This is a genomic window from Pseudomonas sp. GW821-FHT01C01 (assembly GCF_059422645.1).
The window spans coordinates 55,661-73,592 of the sequence record NZ_JBWKXF010000020.1 but is presented as its reverse complement, the minus strand read 5'-3'; the positions used below and the strand labels follow the sequence as shown (position 1 = coordinate 73,592).

Genomic DNA, 17,932 nt, shown 5'->3' with positions numbered 1-17,932 from the left:
ATGCACTCGTAGCTCAGCTGGATAGAGTACTCGGCTACGAACCGAGCGGTCACAGGTTCGAATCCTGTCGAGTGCACCATTTAAGAGTCATCTGCAGTAATGTGAATGACTTGGCTTCAACCAGTTGTGATCTGGTCTAAAAACACAAATTGCACTCGTAGCTCAGCTGGATAGAGTACTCGGCTACGAACCGAGCGGTCACAGGTTCGAATCCTGTCGAGTGCACCATACAACAGAAAGCCCGCATTTAATGCGGGCTTTTTGCCGTCCGGGATTTGGCTTTTCCTTTCGTGCATCCCTTCTCATCGAATTCCACCTGTGCGCTGCGACCTCGCTGGGTGTCGTAACGGTAGCTTGTCGCCGAATTGCGAATACTGATCTTGTCTGGCTTGCCGAGGGCGCTTTCGACGTCTTGCTGACTCATGCCAGCGACCACTCGCTGATTGATGATCGCGTCTCGGCGCTCCCTGGCACTGATCAGGTTTCCACATTTGTCCTGCGTCTGGCCGACCACGGTCGGCTCTCTCCTTTTGATTTTCATACCTGATGTTTCACGGGGTTCGGCTTCCGGCATAAGCGCCACTGTGCTGCCAGGTTTAAAGGTGCGGACATCCTGACGTGAAACGGTTTCTCCTGCGGCGCAGCTCAGCGTCGTGTAGGTAATGCGCCCATTGGCCGCCTCGCAGCGGTTAACGGTGGTGGCAAGCGCCGACGGCAGGGGGTTGAGTAGGGTGAGCAGTAAAATGAATCGTGCAATCGACGGCATCAGGCGTCCTCCATGACGTTCCTTTTCAAGGGTAGTGGCTACAATTTTCGAAGGGGGTGTGTTTTCTTTTCAGAATACGTCGTCGCATTTTCATGGATCAGGACGATGCTCAAGTTTGTTGTGCAAGCGCTTGTTTCAGCCAAGATTTTTTAACGTTTAAAACCGTCAGGCGGTGTATCATTGCGCCCGTCAGCCCCGCCGGGGCTTGTGGAATATCTCCATGGACTTACCCAGTAGTTACTCAGTACCCCGTTTTACCAATCATGAATTGACTGATTGATCCTTCCGGCGTGCCCCGCTGCTGGGAGTGGAGTTCGCCTATGTCCGATGTTGAAGTAAAGAAAACGCAGGAAAGCTTGCAGGATCGCCTGGCTCAGGTGATTGAGTTGCTGCAGCGCCAGCGAGTTGTAGAAGACCTGACTCACCGCCAGGAAGGCCCGCATCATGACCGGGTCGAGAACCTGGTCCACCGGCAGAACCTCGTCGAGTTGCAACGCAAGCTCGATGACCTGCACTCCGCCGACGTCGCCTACATTCTTGAAGCCTTGCCGCTGGACGATCGTCTGACGCTCTGGCAACTGGTCAAGGCTGATCGCGACGGCGACATCCTTCTCGAAGTATCCGATTCGGTACGTGAATCGCTGATCGCCGACATGGACGATCACGAGCTCCTGGCGGCGGCCAAGGACATGGATGCCGACGAACTCGCTGACCTGGCCTCCGAGCTGCCGCGAGACGTCGTCCATGAGCTCATGGAGACCCTCGACCAGCAACAACGCGAGCGCGTGCGTTCGGCACTGTCCTACGATGAGGAACAGGTCGGTGCGCTGATGGACTTCGAGATGGTGACCATCCGCGAGGATGTCAGCCTTGAAGTGGTCCTGCGTTATCTGCGCCGTCTCAAGGAGTTGCCGGGCCACACCGACAAGCTGTTCGTGGTCGATTACGACGGCGTCCTCAAGGGCGTGTTGCCGATCAAGCGTTTGCTGGTCAACGATCCGGACAAACAGGTTTCCGAGGTGATGGCCAGCGATCCGGTGAGTTTCCACCCGGACGAAGACGCCTACGATGCTGCCCAGGCGTTCGAGCGTTACGACTTGATCTCCGCGCCCGTGGTCGACAAGAACGGCAAGCTGATCGGCCGTCTGACCATCGATGAAATGGTCGACCTGATCCGTGAAGAGAGCGAAAGCGAAGTTCTCAACATGGCGGGTCTGCGTGAAGAAGAAGACATTTTTGCGTCGGTCTGGAAATCCCTGCGTAACCGCTGGGCCTGGCTGGCGATCAACCTGATTACCGCGTTCGTGGCTTCTCGGGTAATCGGTTTGTTTGAAGGCTCGATCGAGAAGCTCGTAGCGCTTGCGGCCTTGATGCCGATCGTGGCGGGGATCGGTGGTAACTCGGGCAACCAGACCATCACCATGATTGTCCGGGCCATGGCTTTGGACCAGGTGAGCACCGGCAATACCTCGCGCCTGATGCGCAAAGAGTTGGCAGTAGCGTTGATCAACGGCGTGATATGGGGTGGGGTGATCGGGGTTGTTGCCTATTTGCTGTACGGCAGCTGGTCTCTCGGCGTGGTGATGACCGCCGCGATGACGCTCAACCTGTTACTGGCGGCGCTGATGGGAGTCTTGATTCCGATGACGCTGGCGAAGATGGGGCGCGATCCTGCGATGGGTGCCAGTGTGATGATTACGGCCATGACCGACAGCGGAGGCTTTTTCATCTTCCTCGGGCTGGCGACCATCTTCCTCCTCTGACGTCCTGCTCATTAAAAACCCGCCATCTGGCGGGTTTTTTGTGCCCGGATTTCAGGCGAAAAAGTTCTTCACGCAATCCAGGGAAACTGTAGGAGCCAGCCTGCTGGCGATGGACTCAAGTGCGCCGCGTTTATCCAGTTCACCCGCGTCATCGTTAACGACCATCGCCAGCAAGCTGGCTCCTACAAGGGGCCGTTCCCATGCTTAAACCAGTGAAAGAACCAAAAAAAAAGCCAGCGATCAGGCTGGCTTGAGCTTTCTGGCTGAATCAGGACGCGTCGGAGGCCATTTCAGCGTCATGGGCGATCAGCGAAACCAGAGCGTTCTGCTGTCGGTGGGAGAGTTGGCGGAAGCGTTGCAGCAACTCCCGTTCATGCAAGGAAAGCTCCGGGCTGTCCAGGCGCATGCTCAGCTCTTCTCCCAGTGCGCCTTCCTGAATAAGACTCTGCTCAAGGCGCGCAATGATTTCGGAGTTCATGCTGCGATGATGATTGCGAGCCACCTCGGCAATGCGTTCACGCATTCCGTCTGGCAGACGTACGACGAACTTGTCAGCCGTACGGCTGGAATAAATTGCCTGTTTCAATGGGCGCATATATTTAACCGGTTAGTTCAGGGGAGCGGTTTTCGGGATTGGCCGCAGGATGTCTGGTAGGACAAGCGCTCTGACCAAATGTTCAACCTGAATTGATAGAGGCGCGAATCATGCCTCAAACAAGCCAGATCCTTGGCGTCAATTCTGTGACAAATATTGAACTGTATAAAGGCGTTCTGCCAGCACCAATTATCAGAAATGCGGATTAGTTTGAAAAGTTCGACCGGGCTGTACCGCTTAGCGCTTTCTCCACCCGACGAAAAATTTCTGACGGGTAGGAAAAAGTGGACTCGATCCCTGTTCTTTGCCTTTACAGAATAGTGGCAAATGGCCGATTTACTAGGGAAGTCATATGGAGGAGGTGAATTCAGGATGGATGGCAGGACCTTGCACCGGATCTGCAATACCCGGATTAGCGCAGGACCGGATCAAACTTGATCTTGCGTCCGGCAATCAGTGCGAGCACGAAGAGGGCGCTGAATACACCGCAGGCGATCAGGGGAAGGGTGACGACCATGTCCTGAGTCAAAGACAGATGAAAAATGCCGCTCAACAAGGCGAGAACGAAGAAACTCGCGGCTGATCTGGACATGCTGTGCTCCTGGTGAGGGTCATTCAAAATACCAAACGTTCGGCAGATGGAGCCTGCAACAGGATGTTTTCCTGGCTGACCACCGGGCTGACAAAGCCGTGCTGGTCGCTCATCACTGCCAGCTGCGGCGCTCTCTGCAGTTGAAGGTAATGTGGCATTCGCTGGGCAACCTGCGCAGCACCGCTCTCGGGGGTAAAATGAAAACCCAGCAAAACCGTGAGGGCGATTGCATTCGAGAGTAAAAGGGCGCTGTTCATGAGGCGGGCCTCCGTTGTTCTGTGAGAACAGACGAAGCAGTACGCGTGCCAGAGTCTATCGGCAATTAAATTCATTAAAAACAATGAATTAACATATTTTTGCGAAAGCCCGATCTTGCATTTTGCAATGGTGGCTTTTTGCAGCGATGCAATTTGCACGGTAAACAAGTCCGCGTCTGGCAAAGGCGTCTGCCTACACTTAAAAAGCCCTACGGACGACATGACAAAAGCTAGCCCGGCCGTTAACATGCACGCCGTCCATCGCGCCGCGTTTCGTCGCAGCCGACTTGTGTCTCAGTAGCTCAATTGGATAGAGCATCCCCCTCCTAAGGGGAAGGTTGGCAGTTCGAACCTGCCCTGGGACACCATCATTTATCAGCACTTTGCTGACCAGAAAAGCCCCGCCGGAAGATTGATTCCAGCGGGGCTTTTTTGTCCGCGATGTCTCGTTTTCAGTAACGCCTGCACATATTCAGCATGAGCGTTGGGGCTGGTTCTCAAGGGAATGCCATGGCTGGCCGATAACCCGGACAGCTACGGGCTTCTTCGTCTCTCGCGGTCGATGCATGTGCTGATTGGCGATGAGAAGGTGTTTGATGGCTAAGGGCTACCAGCTATCATCTGCGCGCCAAAACAGGGGATGCGAAGCTGAGTCCGTCCGTGTATTTGCCTTTGGGTTCTTCTTCTTAAATTGCCTGGAAATCTTCGATGCTGTCGTATCACCAAAAGCGTTTTCTGATCGTCGATGATTTCTCGGACTTCCGCAGTTCGGTCAGGTCGATGCTGCGTGAACTGGGCGTCAAGGAAGTGGACACTGCCGATACCGGCGAACAGGCGCTGAAAATGTGTTCGCAGAAACAGTACGACTTCATCCTGCAGGACTTTCACCTGGGTGACGGCAAGAAAAACGGCCAGCAGGTGCTCGAAGACCTGATGGAAGAAAAACTGATCAGCCATGAAGCGGTGTTTGTCATGGTCACTGCCGAAACCAGCCAGGCCATGGTGCTCAGTGCGCTGGAGCATGAGCCTGATGCCTATCTGACCAAACCGTTCAACCGTTCCAGCCTGGCCCAGCGCCTGGAACGCCTGGAGCAGCGCAAGACCCTGCTCAAGCCGATCCTGCGGGCCCTTGACCGCGGCAAGCCGATGGAAGTGCTCAACGCCTGCATCGCCCTGTGCAAACAAGATATCCGTTACTCGCCGTTGTGCTTGCGTTATCGCGCCGATGCCCTGCGTGACCTGAATCAGAACGAAGCGCTGGAGCGTCTCTACGACGGCATCATTGCCGACCGTCCGTTGCCATGGGCGTTTGCCGGGCTGGGCAAGTTGCTGTTCAAGCGCGGTCAGGTCGGTCAGGCCAAAGGCATTTACGAAAAAGCCCTGAAAGTCTTCCCGATGATGCCGTCGCTGTATGACGGCATGGCGGATGTACTGGTCGCCGAAGGGGACACCAAAGGTGCACAGCGCGTGCTGGAGGAAGCGATTCGCCTGTCGCCGCTGGCGGTGCGCCGGCAAGCGTTGCTCGGAAAGCTGGCGATGACCAACGAGGACTTCGACACGGCGGCCAAGGCCTACCGCCAGGCTGTGAGCCAGGGCGCGCAGTCACGGTTCAAGGATGCCGAGAGCAACCTCGGCCTGGCCCATGCGTTGATCAGCAAGGGCAGCGAAAGGGGCCTGGATACGCGGACCCGACTGGAAATCAACACCACATTGAGCGCCGTCGCCAAGGAAAACCCCTCCGATCCGGGCCTGCAAATTCGGGCGCGCCTGATGAAGGCCACCAGCCTGTTACTCAACGATGCCGAGACGGCAGACAAGCTCACCGAGCAAGCGTTGTTGCGTCTGGACGGCATGGAGCAATTCATGAGCGCCGAAGCGGCCTTGCTGGTAGCCAAGCAACTGAAAATGCTCGGGCAGACCGAGGCCGGCACCGCGATGCTGAAAAACTGCGTGGAAATCTACGGCGACGATCCAGCGGTCATGAAGGACATCGCCAAGCAGACCGACGACCCGACCATCCTCAACTCCGGCAACGCCGCCGCGGAGCTCAACCGTCAGGGCGTGCGCGTGTACAAGACCGGCAACCTGGTGGAGGCCCGGCAGGTATTCCGCAAAGCCCTGGCGATGCAACCGAAGAACATCAGTATCGCCCTGAACATGGCGCAGTCGTTGTTGCACGGCACCGATACCGGCGTTCCTTCGGCGGAGCTGGAAGAGTGCCGGACCTGCCTGAAAATGGTCGGCCTGATGCCCGACACCGACGCGCGTTATCCGCGTTACCAGAAGCTGAAGAGCAAGGCGTTTGGCCAATGAACGACAACGAACAGGCACTGGATTTCTCCACGGTGATCGCCTCTACCGTGCACGACATGAAGAACTCGCTGGCCATGCTGATGCAAGCCCACAGCCAGTGGCTGGGGCGATTGCCGGAGTCGGCGCAGCAGACGCCGGAGCAGGGCGTGATCGACTTCGAGTTCGCCCATCTCAATGGCATGCTGGTGCAGTTGCTGGGGCTGTACAAGCTCGGCGTCAACCAGTTGCCATTGCAGCCGGCCTACCATGAACTGGACGACTTCATCGAAGCGCAACTGGCTTGCCATCAGGAAGTGTTCGCCAGCCGCGGCATCATGGCCACTTATGAAGTGGACCCGCTGAGCCCTTTGGGTTTCTTCGATCGTGAGTTGATCGCGTCGGTTTTGGCCAACTGCATCAACAACGCCATTCGCTTTGCGCGCCATGCGGTACTGATCGGTGTCAGCGACGAGGCCGGGCAACTGGTCTTGACCGTCAATGACGATGGCGAGGGGTACCCGGCGCAGATGATCGAGCGTCAGGCCGATTACGTGCAGGGCATCAATCAAAGCAGCGGCAGTACGGGGCTGGGCCTGTACTTTGCCGGACGCATTGCCGCATTGCATCAACGCAACGGTGTCGGTGGGCGTACCGAAATCAGTAATGGCGGACCGTTGGGCGGTGGAGTGTTCCGTCTTTACCTGCCCTGACAGCCAGCATATTTATCGACGCTGCTTGAAATTCCGAACACGTGGAGCCTATTTTGTACGGTCGCCGTTCGCGGCCCGCACAATAACAAGGATTGCGTCATGACGAGCGTTGGCCTGAGTTCACTCGCGCAGCGATTGACGGGCATTGATGAAGTTGAATGTGTCACGCCGGATTTGAATGGCGTTCCACGGGGCAAAGTGATGACCTCCGAGGGCTTTCTCGACGGTCGACGTTTGCAGATGGCGCGGGGTGTGCTGCTGCAATGCATCATGGGCGGATACCCGCCGGCGCGGTTTTACGGCAGCGATGATGGTGACCTGGCGCTGATCCCGGACCCTGCACAAATCCACCGCTTGCCCTGGAGCAATCCACCGCGGGCCTTCGCCATTTGCGACGCGAATGAACTGGGGACTACCACCAGCTCCAACCTGTCGACTCGTGGTCAGCTCAAGACCGTGATTGCCCGTTACGCGGCCCGCGGCCTGGCACCCGTGGTGGCGACCGAGCTTGAGTTCTTCGTTTTTGCGCCTAGCACCGATCCTACTCAGTCATTCCAGCCGCCGCTGGGGCTGGACGGTCGCCGCGAAGACGGTCAGTCGGCGTTCAGTGTCAGTTCCAATAACGGCCTGCGGCCGTTCTTCAATGAAGTCTACGCGTGCATGGCGGCCCTGGGATTGCCTCGCGATACCTTCATGCACGAAATGGGCGTCAGTCAGTTCGAGATCAATCTGCTGCATGGTGATCCACTGTTGCTGGCCGACCAGACATTCCTGTTCAAGCACTTGCTCAAGGAGGTTGCGCTCAAGCACGGCCTGAGCGTGGTGTGCATGGCCAAGCCGTTGGCGCATACGCCGGGCAGTTCGATGCATATTCACCAGAGCGTCGTCGAAATCGATTCGGGACGTAACGTGTTCAGTGATGAAGCAGGGCAGGAGACGGCAACCTTCCGTCATTTCATTGCCGGCCAGCAAGCCTGCATGGCCGACTTCACTGCGTTGTTTGCGCCGAACGTGAATTCCTATCAGCGCTTGTGTCACCCTTACGCCTCACCGAATAATGCCTGCTGGTCCCATGACAACCGGGCGGCCGGCCTGCGCATTCCAGCCAGTTTGCCGGTGTCCCGTCGGGTCGAAAACCGCTTGCCGGGCGCCGATGCCAATCCGTATCTGGCGATTGCCGCAAGCCTGGCGTCGGGGTTGCACGGCATCGAGAACGCGTTGGAGCCAAGCGCACCGATCCAGGGTGAATTCGAAGTACCGGATAATCTTTCGTTGCCGTGTACCTTGCATGCGGCACTTGAGCGTCTGAAACGTAGCCAGTTGGCCAAGGAACTGTTCGGCAAGGAATTCATCGAAGGTTACATCGCTTCGAAGACCCTGGAGCTGAGCAGTTTCCATGATGAAATTACGCCCTGGGAGCGTCGCGTTTTAGCGGCCCAGGCCTGACGATCCGTCGACATCCGGCTATCGTTTAGCGGTAGCCGATTCTCACTGCAAGGAGCCGCTCGGAACGCCGATGCGCCAAATCTGGAAATCCTTTCGAGCGCTGTATTTCGCCTCGCTGATGATGTTGATCGGCTCGGGCCTGTTGAGTACTTACCTGGGGCTGCGCCTGGCTGCCGACCATGTCGACAGTCTGTGGGTCGGTGCGTTGATGGCCGCCAACTACTTCGGCCTGGTGCTGGGGGGCAAGATCGGTCACCGGTTGATTGCCCGGGTCGGGCATATCCGGGCCTATTCGGCCTGTGCCGGGATCGTTGGCGCGGCGGTGCTGGGCCATGGCCTGGTCGATTGGCTGCCGGCCTGGCTGTTCCTGCGGGTGATCGTCGGCCTCGGCATGATGTGCCAGTACATGGTGATCGAGAGCTGGCTGAACGAACAGGCCGAAGCCAGGCAGCGCGGGTTGGTATTCAGCGGTTACATGATCGCCTCCTACCTGGGGTTGGTGATGGGGCAACTGATTCTGGTCATGCATCCGGCGCTGGGGCTGGAACTGCTGATGTTGGTCGCCCTGTGTTTCGCCCTGTGTCTGGTGCCCGTGGCCCTGACCCGGCGGATCCACCCGGCACCGCTGCATCCGGCACCGATGGAGCCGCGGTTCTTTATCAAGCGCGTGCCGCAGTCATTGAGTACGGTGCTTGGGGCAGGGCTGATCGTGGGGTCGTTCTACGGTCTGGCGCCGCTGTATGCCTCGCAGCAAGGGTTGTCCACGGAACAGGTCGGTCTGTTCATGGGTAGCTGCATTTTTGCCGGGCTGCTGGTGCAGTGGCCGTTGGGCTGGTTGTCCGACCGCTACGACCGGGCGGTGTTGATCCGCAGTTTCGCGTTCAGCCTGGCACTGGCCGCACTGCCGCTGGCGATCATGCCGCAGGTGCCGCTGGAGGTGTTGTTCATCGCCGGTTTCCTCTGTTCGCTGGTGCAGTTCTGCCTGTATCCGTTGGCGGTGGCATTCTCCAATGACCACGTCGAAGGTGATCGCCGGGTGTCCCTGACGGCGATGTTGCTGGTGACCTATGGTGTGGGTGCGAGTATTGGGCCGCTGGTGGCCGGGGTGCTGATGAAGCTGTTCGGCAGCCAGATGCTCTATGCGTTTTTCAGTTTCTTCGCGTTGGTACTGGTGTGGAGGATTCGTCCGAAAGCGGTGACCAACCTGCACCAGGTGGAAGATGCGCCGCTGCATCACGTGGCCATGCCGGACAACATGACGAGTTCGCCGCTGGTAGCCTGCCTTGACCCGCGTGTTGATGAGCAGGTGGTGCAGGATCAGATGACCGGTCCGGTCAGTGCCGGGCCAGAGCCTGAATCAGAGCCTGAAACAGTCACCGAAACTGAATCCGATCAGCCGCCGGAAGATCCTGATACAGGACGAGATCCCAACTTCAGCGAGGCCAGGCCTTAAATCCAGGGCACAAAAAAACGGGCAGTCACCGCAAGGGACTGCCCGTTTTTTGTTGACGCTCTATCAGATGTCGTCTTTGTCGAAGCGACGCGCTTCGCGTTGCAACTGGTAGACGAAGCGTTCGACCTGACGCTGCACCAGTCCGCTCATGTTGTGGAAGCGAACGCCGGCGAAGGTGGTGGAGATCTTTTCTTCGAAGTGCAGATAACGCAACTCGACCGGAGCGGTCATCTTGCCAAAGGGCAGTTCGGCGCTGAAACGGTCGTAAACCTGACCCAGTTGCAGGCTGCCAGTGATGTCGCCGTCGAAGCGCAGTTTGCAGCCGGTAGCGGAAATATCGAGCAGCTTGCCGCTGATCGAAGTCTTGAGCTTTTCGCCGTCCAGGTTGACGTTGACCAGTTGTGCCAGCTTCAGCGCGGCGCGGAACGCATTACGGCGCTGGTGGTACACCACTTCATCGGGCAGGCTGCCGCGATAGCAGCGGCTGCTGCCGGATTCGTCGATGGTCAATTGGCCGTTGCTTTCCCAAGCGATGCGCACGCCTTCGTGGAAGCCTTCGACCTTGAACGGTTCGCCCGCCAGCAGGTAGCGCTCGCCATCGCGGGGGATCATTTCGTCCAGGGCCATCATGTTGCTTTCACGGTCCAGGTCCACCAGATAGCTCTGGAAGCGCTGGCTGCGCTCGTGGAACGTGATGATCAGCGGGTCATGGCTTTCGAGCAGCTGGCGCAGGTTGCCGGAGATTTCCAAGGGCGTGGAGAGCACCTTGGGTGGCTGCGGAGCATCATCCACGGATAAGGCATTGGACACGGTTAATCAATCTCCAGACAAAATTTGACTACGGCTAGCCAGCATTTTGCCAGCATCTTTCGCGTCTTGGATAGAGCGGGCTCTTCGACCGGCCTAAGCCTGACTGAGCGGGCGTGGCTTAGCAAGCTTGGAGAAGGTTCCGCTGGCATCGTAAAGCGCCGGGGTTTCACCGCCGGTAAGGATTTTCAGCTGGGTGGCTGTAGCGGCTTGCTGAGTGAGGATCGACTGGCCGTTGTTGGCGTTGATGGCCTGGCACTGGGCGATGAGATCGGTCAACACGTCACTTTGCGCCAGTAACTGGTCGCCAATGCTCGACTGGCCGGCCAGTTGCTCCAGGCCGTCGCGATTGGTCGGCAGGTTAAGACTGGCGAGAATTTCACTGCGCTTGCGGCCATGCTGTTCGAGCAAAACGACCAATGCCTGTTTCTGCGCCAGGATGTCCTCGAGCAATGGCATGTCACGACCATGCAGTGCCAGGGATTCGGTCTGCAGTAACTCCAGCAGGTGTTGCGCCGGAGCAAAGTCGTCGGTGATCAGTTGCAGTAAGTTAGTGTCGTGCATGGCTGGCCTTGGGTTTTAAGCGTCCAAAAGCCTGGCGCCGGCGGTGGCCTAGCGCTGGGCTTCGAAGTTGAGCAGTTTGCTGGCTACACGGTTGCTGTCGACTTTATAGCTGCCATCGGCAATCGCTGCTTTCAACTCGGCCACGCGGGCTTTGTCGACGGCAGGCTGATCGCGCAGCTTGTCAGTGACCTTCTGCAACTGTTGAGCCTCATTGCTGAGATGTACCGATTCCCCGCTTTTGACGGTACCGGCCTGTTCGGCCGCGGACTCCAGCGGCGCGGATTTGCCGGCTTCGGCGCTTTCCTTGCTGGCGCTGGTACGTGTACTGCCCGTAAGGGACGAGGAGCTGTTCAAACGGCTGAAATCGATGACCATGATAAAAAACCTCTGGGAATTTGGACGCTTGCCATGGTTTCGGCCATTCCCTGGAAAACTTTAGGCTCATTTGTCGATGAGCCGTGCGCGCGCCAGCGCTTGCCCTGCATGGAGCACAGTCTAGGGAACAGCCGGCGCAAGCGCCACATTCTGATGAACAGAGAACCTTACATGGACACTTCCACCTGCCCCGGCGCCGTGACCTGCGCCTTGATGACTCGCTGGGAATTGAGGTTTTTCACCCGGATCTGTTCTCTCAGGCTGCCGTTTGACAGGGCTTCGCCCGGCATGCGCACGCTGAGCGTACCGCTGCGGGCGGTGATCACCACCTGATCACCCTTGCGGATGACCTCGGCCTGTTCGATATGCACCAGGGTAATCACCTGGTCGGTGACCATTGGTCGGGTCAGTCGCTGGCCGATCGCCTGATCGAGGGCGGTCAGGTAGCCCTGGCCGATCAGGCTGATATCGCGCTCGCGCAGGACCACATCCCCAGGTTCGACAATGGCTGCGCGGCGCAGTGGCCGGGCGCTGGTCACGACATCGCGAAACAGGCGGACTTGAGCGGGTACGAAGACTGTCCAGGGGGATGCGCCCTCGCAGCGGACCTTGACCGTGACCCGGCCCAACGGCTTTGGACTCTCAAGCGTTGCTGTCAATTCCTTGTCGCACATGGGCATGTGCATGCGCGGATCGAGTGGGTTGACCTGGATTTCGTAGCGACCTTCCGTTTGACTGGTCGCCAGATAGTCTTCTACGGTGAATTCAAGAAAGCCCTGAGTGACGCCGATAAGCATGTCAGGCAAGGTAACCGCGTCAGCAAGGGCAGGGCTGCCAGCGTTGAACAGGCAAACGGCCGCCAGCACGCCGAGCAATTTGCGGTAGGGTGTGGTCAGGCGTCGGAAAAATGTCGGTTCTGTGTTCATAACGATTAAAAAAGCAAGCGCCGTGCCGTTTAGTGATGAAGGCGCGTCGCAACAACACTTGGCGTTGGTGTAGGAGTCTGGGCATGGCTGGTGTAATGGATTCGGTGAACCAGCGCACGCAACTGGTGGGGCAGAATCGCCTTGAGCTGTTGTTGTTCCGTCTCGACGGCCAGCAGCTGTACGGGATCAACGTATTCAAGGTTCGGGAGGTGCTGCAATGCCCCCAACTGACGTTGATGCCCAAGTCCAGTCCTGTCGTGTGCGGCGTGGCGAACATCCGGGGAGCGACCATTCCGATCCTTGATCTGGCAATGGCGACCGGCTCCGGTGCTTTGAAGGACAAGAACAATCCCTTCGTGATCATCACGGAGTACAACACCAAGACCCAGGGTTTCCTGGTTCGCTCGGTGGAACGCATCGTCAACATGAACTGGGAGGAGATCCATCCGCCACCCAAGGGCACCGGACGCGATCACTACCTGACGGCGGTGACGCGGGTCGACAATCAGTTGGTCGAAATCATCGACGTCGAGAAAGTGCTGGCGGAAGTGGCGCCGACGCCGGAAGCGATTTCCGTGGGTGTGGTGGATGTCGAAACCCAGCACAAGGCGCTTTCGTTGCGTGTGCTGACGGTCGACGACTCGTCGGTGGCGCGCAAGCAGGTCACGCGTTGCCTGCAAACGGTCGGTGTCGAAGTGGTGGCGTTGAACGATGGTCGGCAAGCGCTGGACTACCTGCGCAAACTGGTCGACGAGGGCAAGAAACCGGAAGAAGAGTTCCTGATGATGATCTCCGACATCGAGATGCCGGAGATGGACGGGTACACCCTGACGGCGGAAATCCGCAACGACCCGCGCATGCAAAAGCTTCATATCATCCTGCATACTTCGTTGTCGGGGGTATTCAATCAGGCGATGGTCAAGAAGGTCGGTGCCGATGACTTCCTGGCCAAATTCCGTCCTGATGACCTGGCATCCCGGGTAGTCGACCGGATCAAAGCAGCAGATATCAGCTAGGGGCCTGCGCCCCTGGCAGTCACCACGATTTAAGAGGCGGCATCATTGTCTACGGGTAATTTGGATTTCGAACAGTTCCGGGTATTCCTGGAAAAAGCCTGTGGCATTTTGCTCGGTGAAAACAAGCAGTACCTGGTCTCCAGCCGTCTCAACAAACTGATGGAACAGCAAGGCATCAAGTCTTTGGGAGAGTTGGTTCAGCGCATGCAGACCCAGCCGCGCAGCGGTTTGCGCGAGCAGGTGGTGGATGCCATGACCACCAACGAAACCCTGTGGTTTCGTGACACTTACCCGTTTGAAGTCTTGAAGAACAAGGTCCTGCCCGAAGCGATCAAGGCCAGTCCCGGCCAGCGCCTGCGTATCTGGTCGGCGGCGTGCTCGTCGGGCCAGGAACCGTATTCGCTGTCGATGTCCATCGATGAGTTCGAACGGGTCAACATGGGCCAGTTGAGGATGGGTGTACAGATCGTTGCCACTGACCTGTCCGGCACCATGCTGAACAACTGCAAGACCGGCGAGTACGACAGCCTGGCCATCGGTCGCGGCCTGTCGCCCGAGCGCCTGCAGCGTTATTTCGACCCGAAAGGGCCGGGACGCTGGGCGATCAAGGCGCCGATCAAGAGCCGGGTGGAATTCCGTTCGTTCAACCTGCTGGACAGCTACGCGAGCCTCGGCAAGTTCGACATCGTGTTCTGCCGCAACGTGTTGATCTACTTCTCCGCCGAGGTGAAGAAAGACATCCTGTTGCGCATCCACAGCACGTTGAAGCCGGGTGGTTACCTGTTCCTCGGTGCTTCCGAAGCACTGAACGGTTTGCCGGATCATTACCAGATGGTTCAGTGCAGCCCGGGGATCATTTACCAGGCGAAGTGATTTCGCGGGCGTCAGCAAAAAACGGGAGTCCTCAGGGGCTCCCGTTTTTTTATGCCTGATGATTTCTCATGGTTATCTCAATCCCCTGTAGGAGCTGGCTTGCCAGCGAAAGCGGTGTGTCAGCAAATTAAACGTCGGCTGACTCGACGCCATCGCTGGCAAGCCAGCTCCTACAGGGGGAGGTGGTGTAATCAAAAGTGGGGCCAGGCGGCAGAAAAGCGGCAGCCGGCGGAAAACCGTTGCCGCTTTTCTGGCATTGCCGCGTTGCCAAGGCCGGCAAAGCCCCGGTTTCCGGGCTTTTTTGAATTGGCATGGGGCTTGCTAAGTTGATCCTACGAAAAATCAGGTCACCCGAAGGTTTCCCGACATGAGCATCAGCTTCGATAAAGCGCTCGGTATCCACGAACAAGCCCTGGGCTTCCGCGCCCAGCGTGCCGAAGTCCTGGCCAACAACATCGCCAACGCCGATACCCCGAACTACAAGGCTCGGGACCTGGATTTCTCGAAAGTGCTCGCCGAGCAGAACGAGAAAACCAAAAGCGGCACCTTCGCCTTGAACATGACCAACAGCCGTCACATCGAAGCCGAAGGCCTGGGCAATGGCGACGAGTCGTTGCTGTATCGCACGCCGATGCAACCGTCGATCGACCAGAACACCGTGGACGCTCAACTGGAACAGTCGAACTACGCGGAAAACGCGATCGGCTTCCAGGCCAGCTTCACCCTGCTCAACAGCAAATTCAAAGGGCTGGTGTCAGCCCTGCGCGGAGAGTAAGCCATGTCTCTATCCAGTGTTTTCAACATTGCCGGTAGCGGCATGAGTGCGCAGACCACGCGTTTGAACACCGTCGCTTCGAACATCGCCAACGCCGAGACCGTCTCATCGAGCATCGACCAGACCTACCGCGCGCGTCATCCGGTGTTCGCCACCATGTTCCAGGGCGGCCAGAGCGGCGGCAGCGACTCGCTGTTCCAGAGCCAGGACGCCGCCGGTCAGGGCGTGCAGGTGCTGGGTGTGGTCGAAGACCAGAGCAACCTCGAGGCGCGCTACGAGCCGAACCATCCGGCGGCCGATGCCAAGGGCTATGTCTACTACCCGAACGTCAACGTGGTGGAGGAAATGGCCGACATGATTTCCGCGAGCCGTTCGTTCCAGACCAACGCCGAAATGATGAACACCGCCAAAACCATGATGCAGAAAGTCCTGACCCTCGGTCAGTGATAAGGGGCGACTCAGATGAGTGTTACCGATTCCACCAGCGGTTTGAGCCTCAACGACATCCTGGCCAATTCCTCGATCAAGACCAACACCACGACGGATGGCCTCGCGTCGGCAACCGGCAGTGCCACCGGCAACAAGGCCCTGGGCAAGGATGCGTTCCTGCAGTTGCTGGTGACCCAGCTGAAAAACCAGAACCCGCTGGAGCCTCAGGACAACGGCGCATTCGTGGCCCAGTTGGCACAGTTCAGCAGCCTGGAAGGCATTACCACACTCAACGACACCGTGAGCGGCCTGGCCAGCAACTACAACTCGTCCCAGGCATTGCAGGCGTCGTCGCTGGTGGGCCGTTCGGTCATCGCTCCGGGCGACAAGGCCGTGGTCGACACCACCAAGAGCCTCAGCGGCACGGTGGTCGTGCCGTCTTCGGTGGCGTCCGCCACCCTGAAGATCACCGACGCAGCCGGCAAGACCGTGCGCACCATCGACCTGGGTTCGCAGAAGGCCGGCAACGCCAGCTTCATCTGGGACGGCAAGAACGATGCGGGTGAGACGGTACCTGCGGGCACCTACACCTTTGGCGCCACGAGCACCATCGATGGCCAGTCCGTCGCGTTGATCACCAACCTGCCCGCGACCGTCAACAGCGTGACCATCAGCCAGACCGGCGGTGAGTTGATGCTCAACCTGGCCGGGCTGGGCAGCGTGGCCCTGTCCAAAGTACAAACCATTGGTATGTAGAGCCGACTAACACGGCACAAAGGAGTGGATGATGTCTTTCAATATCGGCCTTAGCGGTCTCTATGCAGCCAACAAGCAACTTGACGTGACCGGCAACAACATCGCCAACGTTGCAACCACCGGTTTCAAATCGTCCCGTGCAGAATTCGAAGACGTGTACTCGGCGACCCGCCTGGGTACCGGTAGCAAGACCGTCGGCAACGGCGTGCGCCTGGCCAACGTTTCCCAGCAGTTCGGCCAGGGTGACGTGAGCAACACCGGCAACGTGCTCGACATGGGTATCCAGGGCAACGGCTTCTTCGTCCTGAGCAACAACGGTTCGCTGACCTACACCCGTGCCGGTACGTTCAAGACCGACAAGGAAGGCTACGTCACCAACAGCGACGGTACTGCCCGCCTGCAAGGTTACGGTGTGGATTCCAATGGCAAGATCGTCAACGGCGTGCTGACCGACCTGCGCATCGACACCTCCAACCTGGCGCCGAAATCGACCAGCACCGTGTCGTCGACGATCAACCTGAACTCCACCTCGGCGGTGATCGACCAGACGGTTGCGGCGAACAAGTTCGACCCGAGCAAGACCGAGACCTTTACCAAGTCGTTCAGTACTCCGATCTTCGATACTCAGGGTAACCAGCACACCATGGATCAATACATGGTCAAGACTGGCGCGAACACGTGGGACACCTACACCCTGATCGATGGTCGCAACCCGGATGGTAGCGATCCTACCGTTACCGCTCCGGTTGCTTCGACCATGTCGTTCGACTCGACTGGTAAACTGGTTTCGGTCAGCACCCCGGCCCCACCTGGCGCTCCAGTGATCAGCAGTGACCTGAAGATCACCAACTGGACTCCGGGCTCCGTGACCGGTGGCGTCTGGACCGCCAACGGCGCCGCAGCCGATCCGGCAGGTTTGACCATCGCCATGGCCAACACCACCCAGTTCAACGCCGACACCGCGCGTTCGATTCCGGCACAGAACGGCTACGCCACTGGCCAGATCACCAACCTGACCATCGACGGCAGCGGTGTGCTGCTGGCCAACTTCAGCAACAACCAGACCAAGCCCATCGGCCAGATTTCCCTGGCCAGCTTCACCAACGAGCAAGGCCTGCAGCCGGTAGGCGGCACCAGCTGGAAAGAAACCTACGCGTCGGGCATCCCGGGCTACGATGCGCCGGAGACTGGCACCCTGGGTTCGATCGTTTCCAACTCCCTGGAAGAGTCCAACGTCAACCTGACCAACGAACTGGTCGACCTGATCAAGGCGCAGAGCAACTACCAGGCGAACGCCAAGACCATCTCCACCCAAAGCACCATCATGCAGACCATCATTCAGATGACCTGATGCTGGAAAGTGCTGCATAAAAAGCCCCTCGCAAGAGGGGCTTTTTTGTGGCCTGAGGTTTTGTGTTGGAGGTGATGGCCTCTTCGCGGGCAAGCCCGCTCCTACAGGGATCACATTGAACCTGTAGGAGCGGGCTTGCCCGCGAAAGCGTCAGACCCGTCACCATTTTTCGTAAGGCAAAAGAAA

General features: G+C 58.2%; 19 protein-coding genes and 3 tRNA genes. 14 read left to right on the top strand and 8 right to left on the bottom strand.

What is annotated here, in order from left to right; genetic code table 11:
* Positions 1-2 precede the first annotated feature (2 nt).
* Positions 3-79 (top strand) — tRNA-Arg (locus tag AC07XF_RS14655).
* A gap of 72 nt (positions 80-151) precedes the next feature.
* Positions 152-228 (top strand) — tRNA-Arg (locus AC07XF_RS14650).
* A gap of 19 nt (positions 229-247) precedes the next feature.
* Here the strand turns inward: AC07XF_RS14650 and AC07XF_RS14645 are convergent.
* Positions 248-766 carry a cell envelope protein SmpA gene (locus AC07XF_RS14645; RefSeq protein ID WP_495027048.1) on the bottom strand — a complete coding sequence of 173 codons (519 nt, stop codon included), beginning with the start codon at positions 764-766 and terminating at the stop codon, positions 248-250.
* A 320-nt stretch (positions 767-1,086) separates the two neighbouring features.
* Between AC07XF_RS14645 and mgtE the strand changes: the two genes are divergently transcribed.
* Complete coding sequence (mgtE, locus tag AC07XF_RS14640) at positions 1,087-2,529, top strand: magnesium transporter (RefSeq protein ID WP_495027047.1); 1,443 nt, start codon at positions 1,087-1,089, stop codon at positions 2,527-2,529.
* Positions 2,530-2,797: 268 nt separating this feature from the next.
* Here the strand turns inward: mgtE and AC07XF_RS14635 are convergent, their stop codons facing one another.
* The 3 genes from AC07XF_RS14635 to AC07XF_RS14625 form a co-directional block, all read right to left on the bottom strand.
* The gene (locus tag AC07XF_RS14635) at positions 2,798-3,124 is read right to left on the bottom strand and encodes an Arc family DNA-binding protein (RefSeq protein WP_007992792.1); all 327 of its coding nucleotides are present in this window, start codon (positions 3,122-3,124) and stop codon (positions 2,798-2,800) included.
* A 412-nt stretch (positions 3,125-3,536) separates the two neighbouring features.
* On the bottom strand, positions 3,537-3,716 hold the full coding sequence (locus AC07XF_RS14630; RefSeq protein WP_007992795.1) for a PA3371 family protein: 180 nt from the start codon (positions 3,714-3,716) through the stop codon (positions 3,537-3,539).
* A 23-nt stretch (positions 3,717-3,739) separates the two neighbouring features.
* Positions 3,740-3,973, bottom strand: a complete 234-nt coding sequence (locus tag AC07XF_RS14625; protein ID WP_495027059.1) for a hypothetical protein — start codon at positions 3,971-3,973, stop codon at positions 3,740-3,742.
* 291 nt (positions 3,974-4,264) lie between these two features.
* On the opposite strand from AC07XF_RS14625, the gene AC07XF_RS14620 reads away from it, so the two are divergent.
* The 5 genes from AC07XF_RS14620 to AC07XF_RS14600 all read left to right on the top strand — a co-directional run bounded on the left by AC07XF_RS14620 (position 4,265) and on the right by AC07XF_RS14600 (position 9,874).
* A tRNA-Arg gene (locus tag AC07XF_RS14620) sits at positions 4,265-4,341 on the top strand.
* 340 nt (positions 4,342-4,681) lie between these two features.
* On the top strand, positions 4,682-6,286 hold the full coding sequence (locus tag AC07XF_RS14615) for a response regulator (RefSeq protein ID WP_495027046.1): 1,605 nt from the start codon (positions 4,682-4,684) through the stop codon (positions 6,284-6,286).
* Positions 6,283-6,975 (top strand): sensor histidine kinase, encoded by a 693-nt coding sequence (locus AC07XF_RS14610; RefSeq protein ID WP_495027045.1) that lies wholly within the window; start codon positions 6,283-6,285, stop codon positions 6,973-6,975. Before AC07XF_RS14615 ends, AC07XF_RS14610 begins: the two co-directional genes overlap by 4 nt.
* Positions 6,976-7,176: 201 nt before the next feature.
* Positions 7,177-8,421, top strand: a complete 1,245-nt coding sequence (locus tag AC07XF_RS14605) for a glutamine synthetase family protein (RefSeq protein WP_495027058.1) — start codon at positions 7,177-7,179, stop codon at positions 8,419-8,421.
* A 70-nt stretch (positions 8,422-8,491) separates the two neighbouring features.
* Positions 8,492-9,874 carry an MFS transporter gene (locus AC07XF_RS14600; RefSeq protein WP_495027044.1) on the top strand — a complete coding sequence of 461 codons (1,383 nt, stop codon included), beginning with the start codon at positions 8,492-8,494 and terminating at the stop codon, positions 9,872-9,874.
* Between the two features lie 63 nt (positions 9,875-9,937).
* Here AC07XF_RS14600 and AC07XF_RS14595 read toward each other — a convergent pair whose 3' ends face one another.
* From AC07XF_RS14595 to flgA, 4 genes are all read right to left on the bottom strand, one after another.
* Complete coding sequence (locus AC07XF_RS14595) at positions 9,938-10,684, bottom strand: flagellar regulator YcgR PilZN domain-containing protein (RefSeq protein WP_204934004.1); 747 nt, start codon at positions 10,682-10,684, stop codon at positions 9,938-9,940.
* A gap of 93 nt (positions 10,685-10,777) precedes the next feature.
* The gene (locus AC07XF_RS14590) at positions 10,778-11,245 is read right to left on the bottom strand and encodes a flagella synthesis protein FlgN (RefSeq protein WP_495027043.1); all 468 of its coding nucleotides are present in this window, start codon (positions 11,243-11,245) and stop codon (positions 10,778-10,780) included.
* Between the two features lie 48 nt (positions 11,246-11,293).
* Positions 11,294-11,620: a flagellar biosynthesis anti-sigma factor FlgM gene (flgM, locus tag AC07XF_RS14585; protein WP_429367111.1), complete on the bottom strand. Its 327-nt coding sequence runs from the start codon at positions 11,618-11,620 to the stop codon at positions 11,294-11,296.
* Positions 11,621-11,787: 167 nt separating this feature from the next.
* Entirely contained in the window at positions 11,788-12,546 is a 759-nt protein-coding gene (gene flgA / locus AC07XF_RS14580) for a flagellar basal body P-ring formation chaperone FlgA (protein WP_495027042.1), read from the bottom strand.
* A gap of 83 nt (positions 12,547-12,629) precedes the next feature.
* Here flgA and AC07XF_RS14575 point away from each other — a divergent pair, with 83 nt between their 5' ends.
* From AC07XF_RS14575 to flgE, 6 genes are all read left to right on the top strand, one after another.
* A complete protein-coding gene (locus AC07XF_RS14575; protein WP_015096472.1) occupies positions 12,630-13,562 on the top strand; it encodes a chemotaxis protein CheV in 933 nt (310 codons plus the stop codon).
* 45 nt (positions 13,563-13,607) lie between these two features.
* On the top strand, positions 13,608-14,435 hold the full coding sequence (cheR, locus tag AC07XF_RS14570; protein WP_007980127.1) for a protein-glutamate O-methyltransferase CheR: 828 nt from the start codon (positions 13,608-13,610) through the stop codon (positions 14,433-14,435).
* Between the two features lie 367 nt (positions 14,436-14,802).
* Entirely contained in the window at positions 14,803-15,210 is a 408-nt protein-coding gene (flgB, locus tag AC07XF_RS14565; protein ID WP_008051530.1) for a flagellar basal body rod protein FlgB, read from the top strand.
* A 3-nt stretch (positions 15,211-15,213) separates the two neighbouring features.
* Complete coding sequence (gene flgC, locus AC07XF_RS14560; RefSeq protein WP_007980123.1) at positions 15,214-15,657, top strand: flagellar basal body rod protein FlgC; 444 nt, start codon at positions 15,214-15,216, stop codon at positions 15,655-15,657.
* 15 nt (positions 15,658-15,672) lie between these two features.
* Positions 15,673-16,395: a flagellar hook assembly protein FlgD gene (gene flgD, locus AC07XF_RS14555; protein ID WP_495027041.1), complete on the top strand. Its 723-nt coding sequence runs from the start codon at positions 15,673-15,675 to the stop codon at positions 16,393-16,395.
* 31 nt (positions 16,396-16,426) lie between these two features.
* Complete coding sequence (gene flgE / locus AC07XF_RS14550; protein ID WP_204934008.1) at positions 16,427-17,746, top strand: flagellar hook protein FlgE; 1,320 nt, start codon at positions 16,427-16,429, stop codon at positions 17,744-17,746.
* Positions 17,747-17,932: the final 186 nt, after the last annotated feature.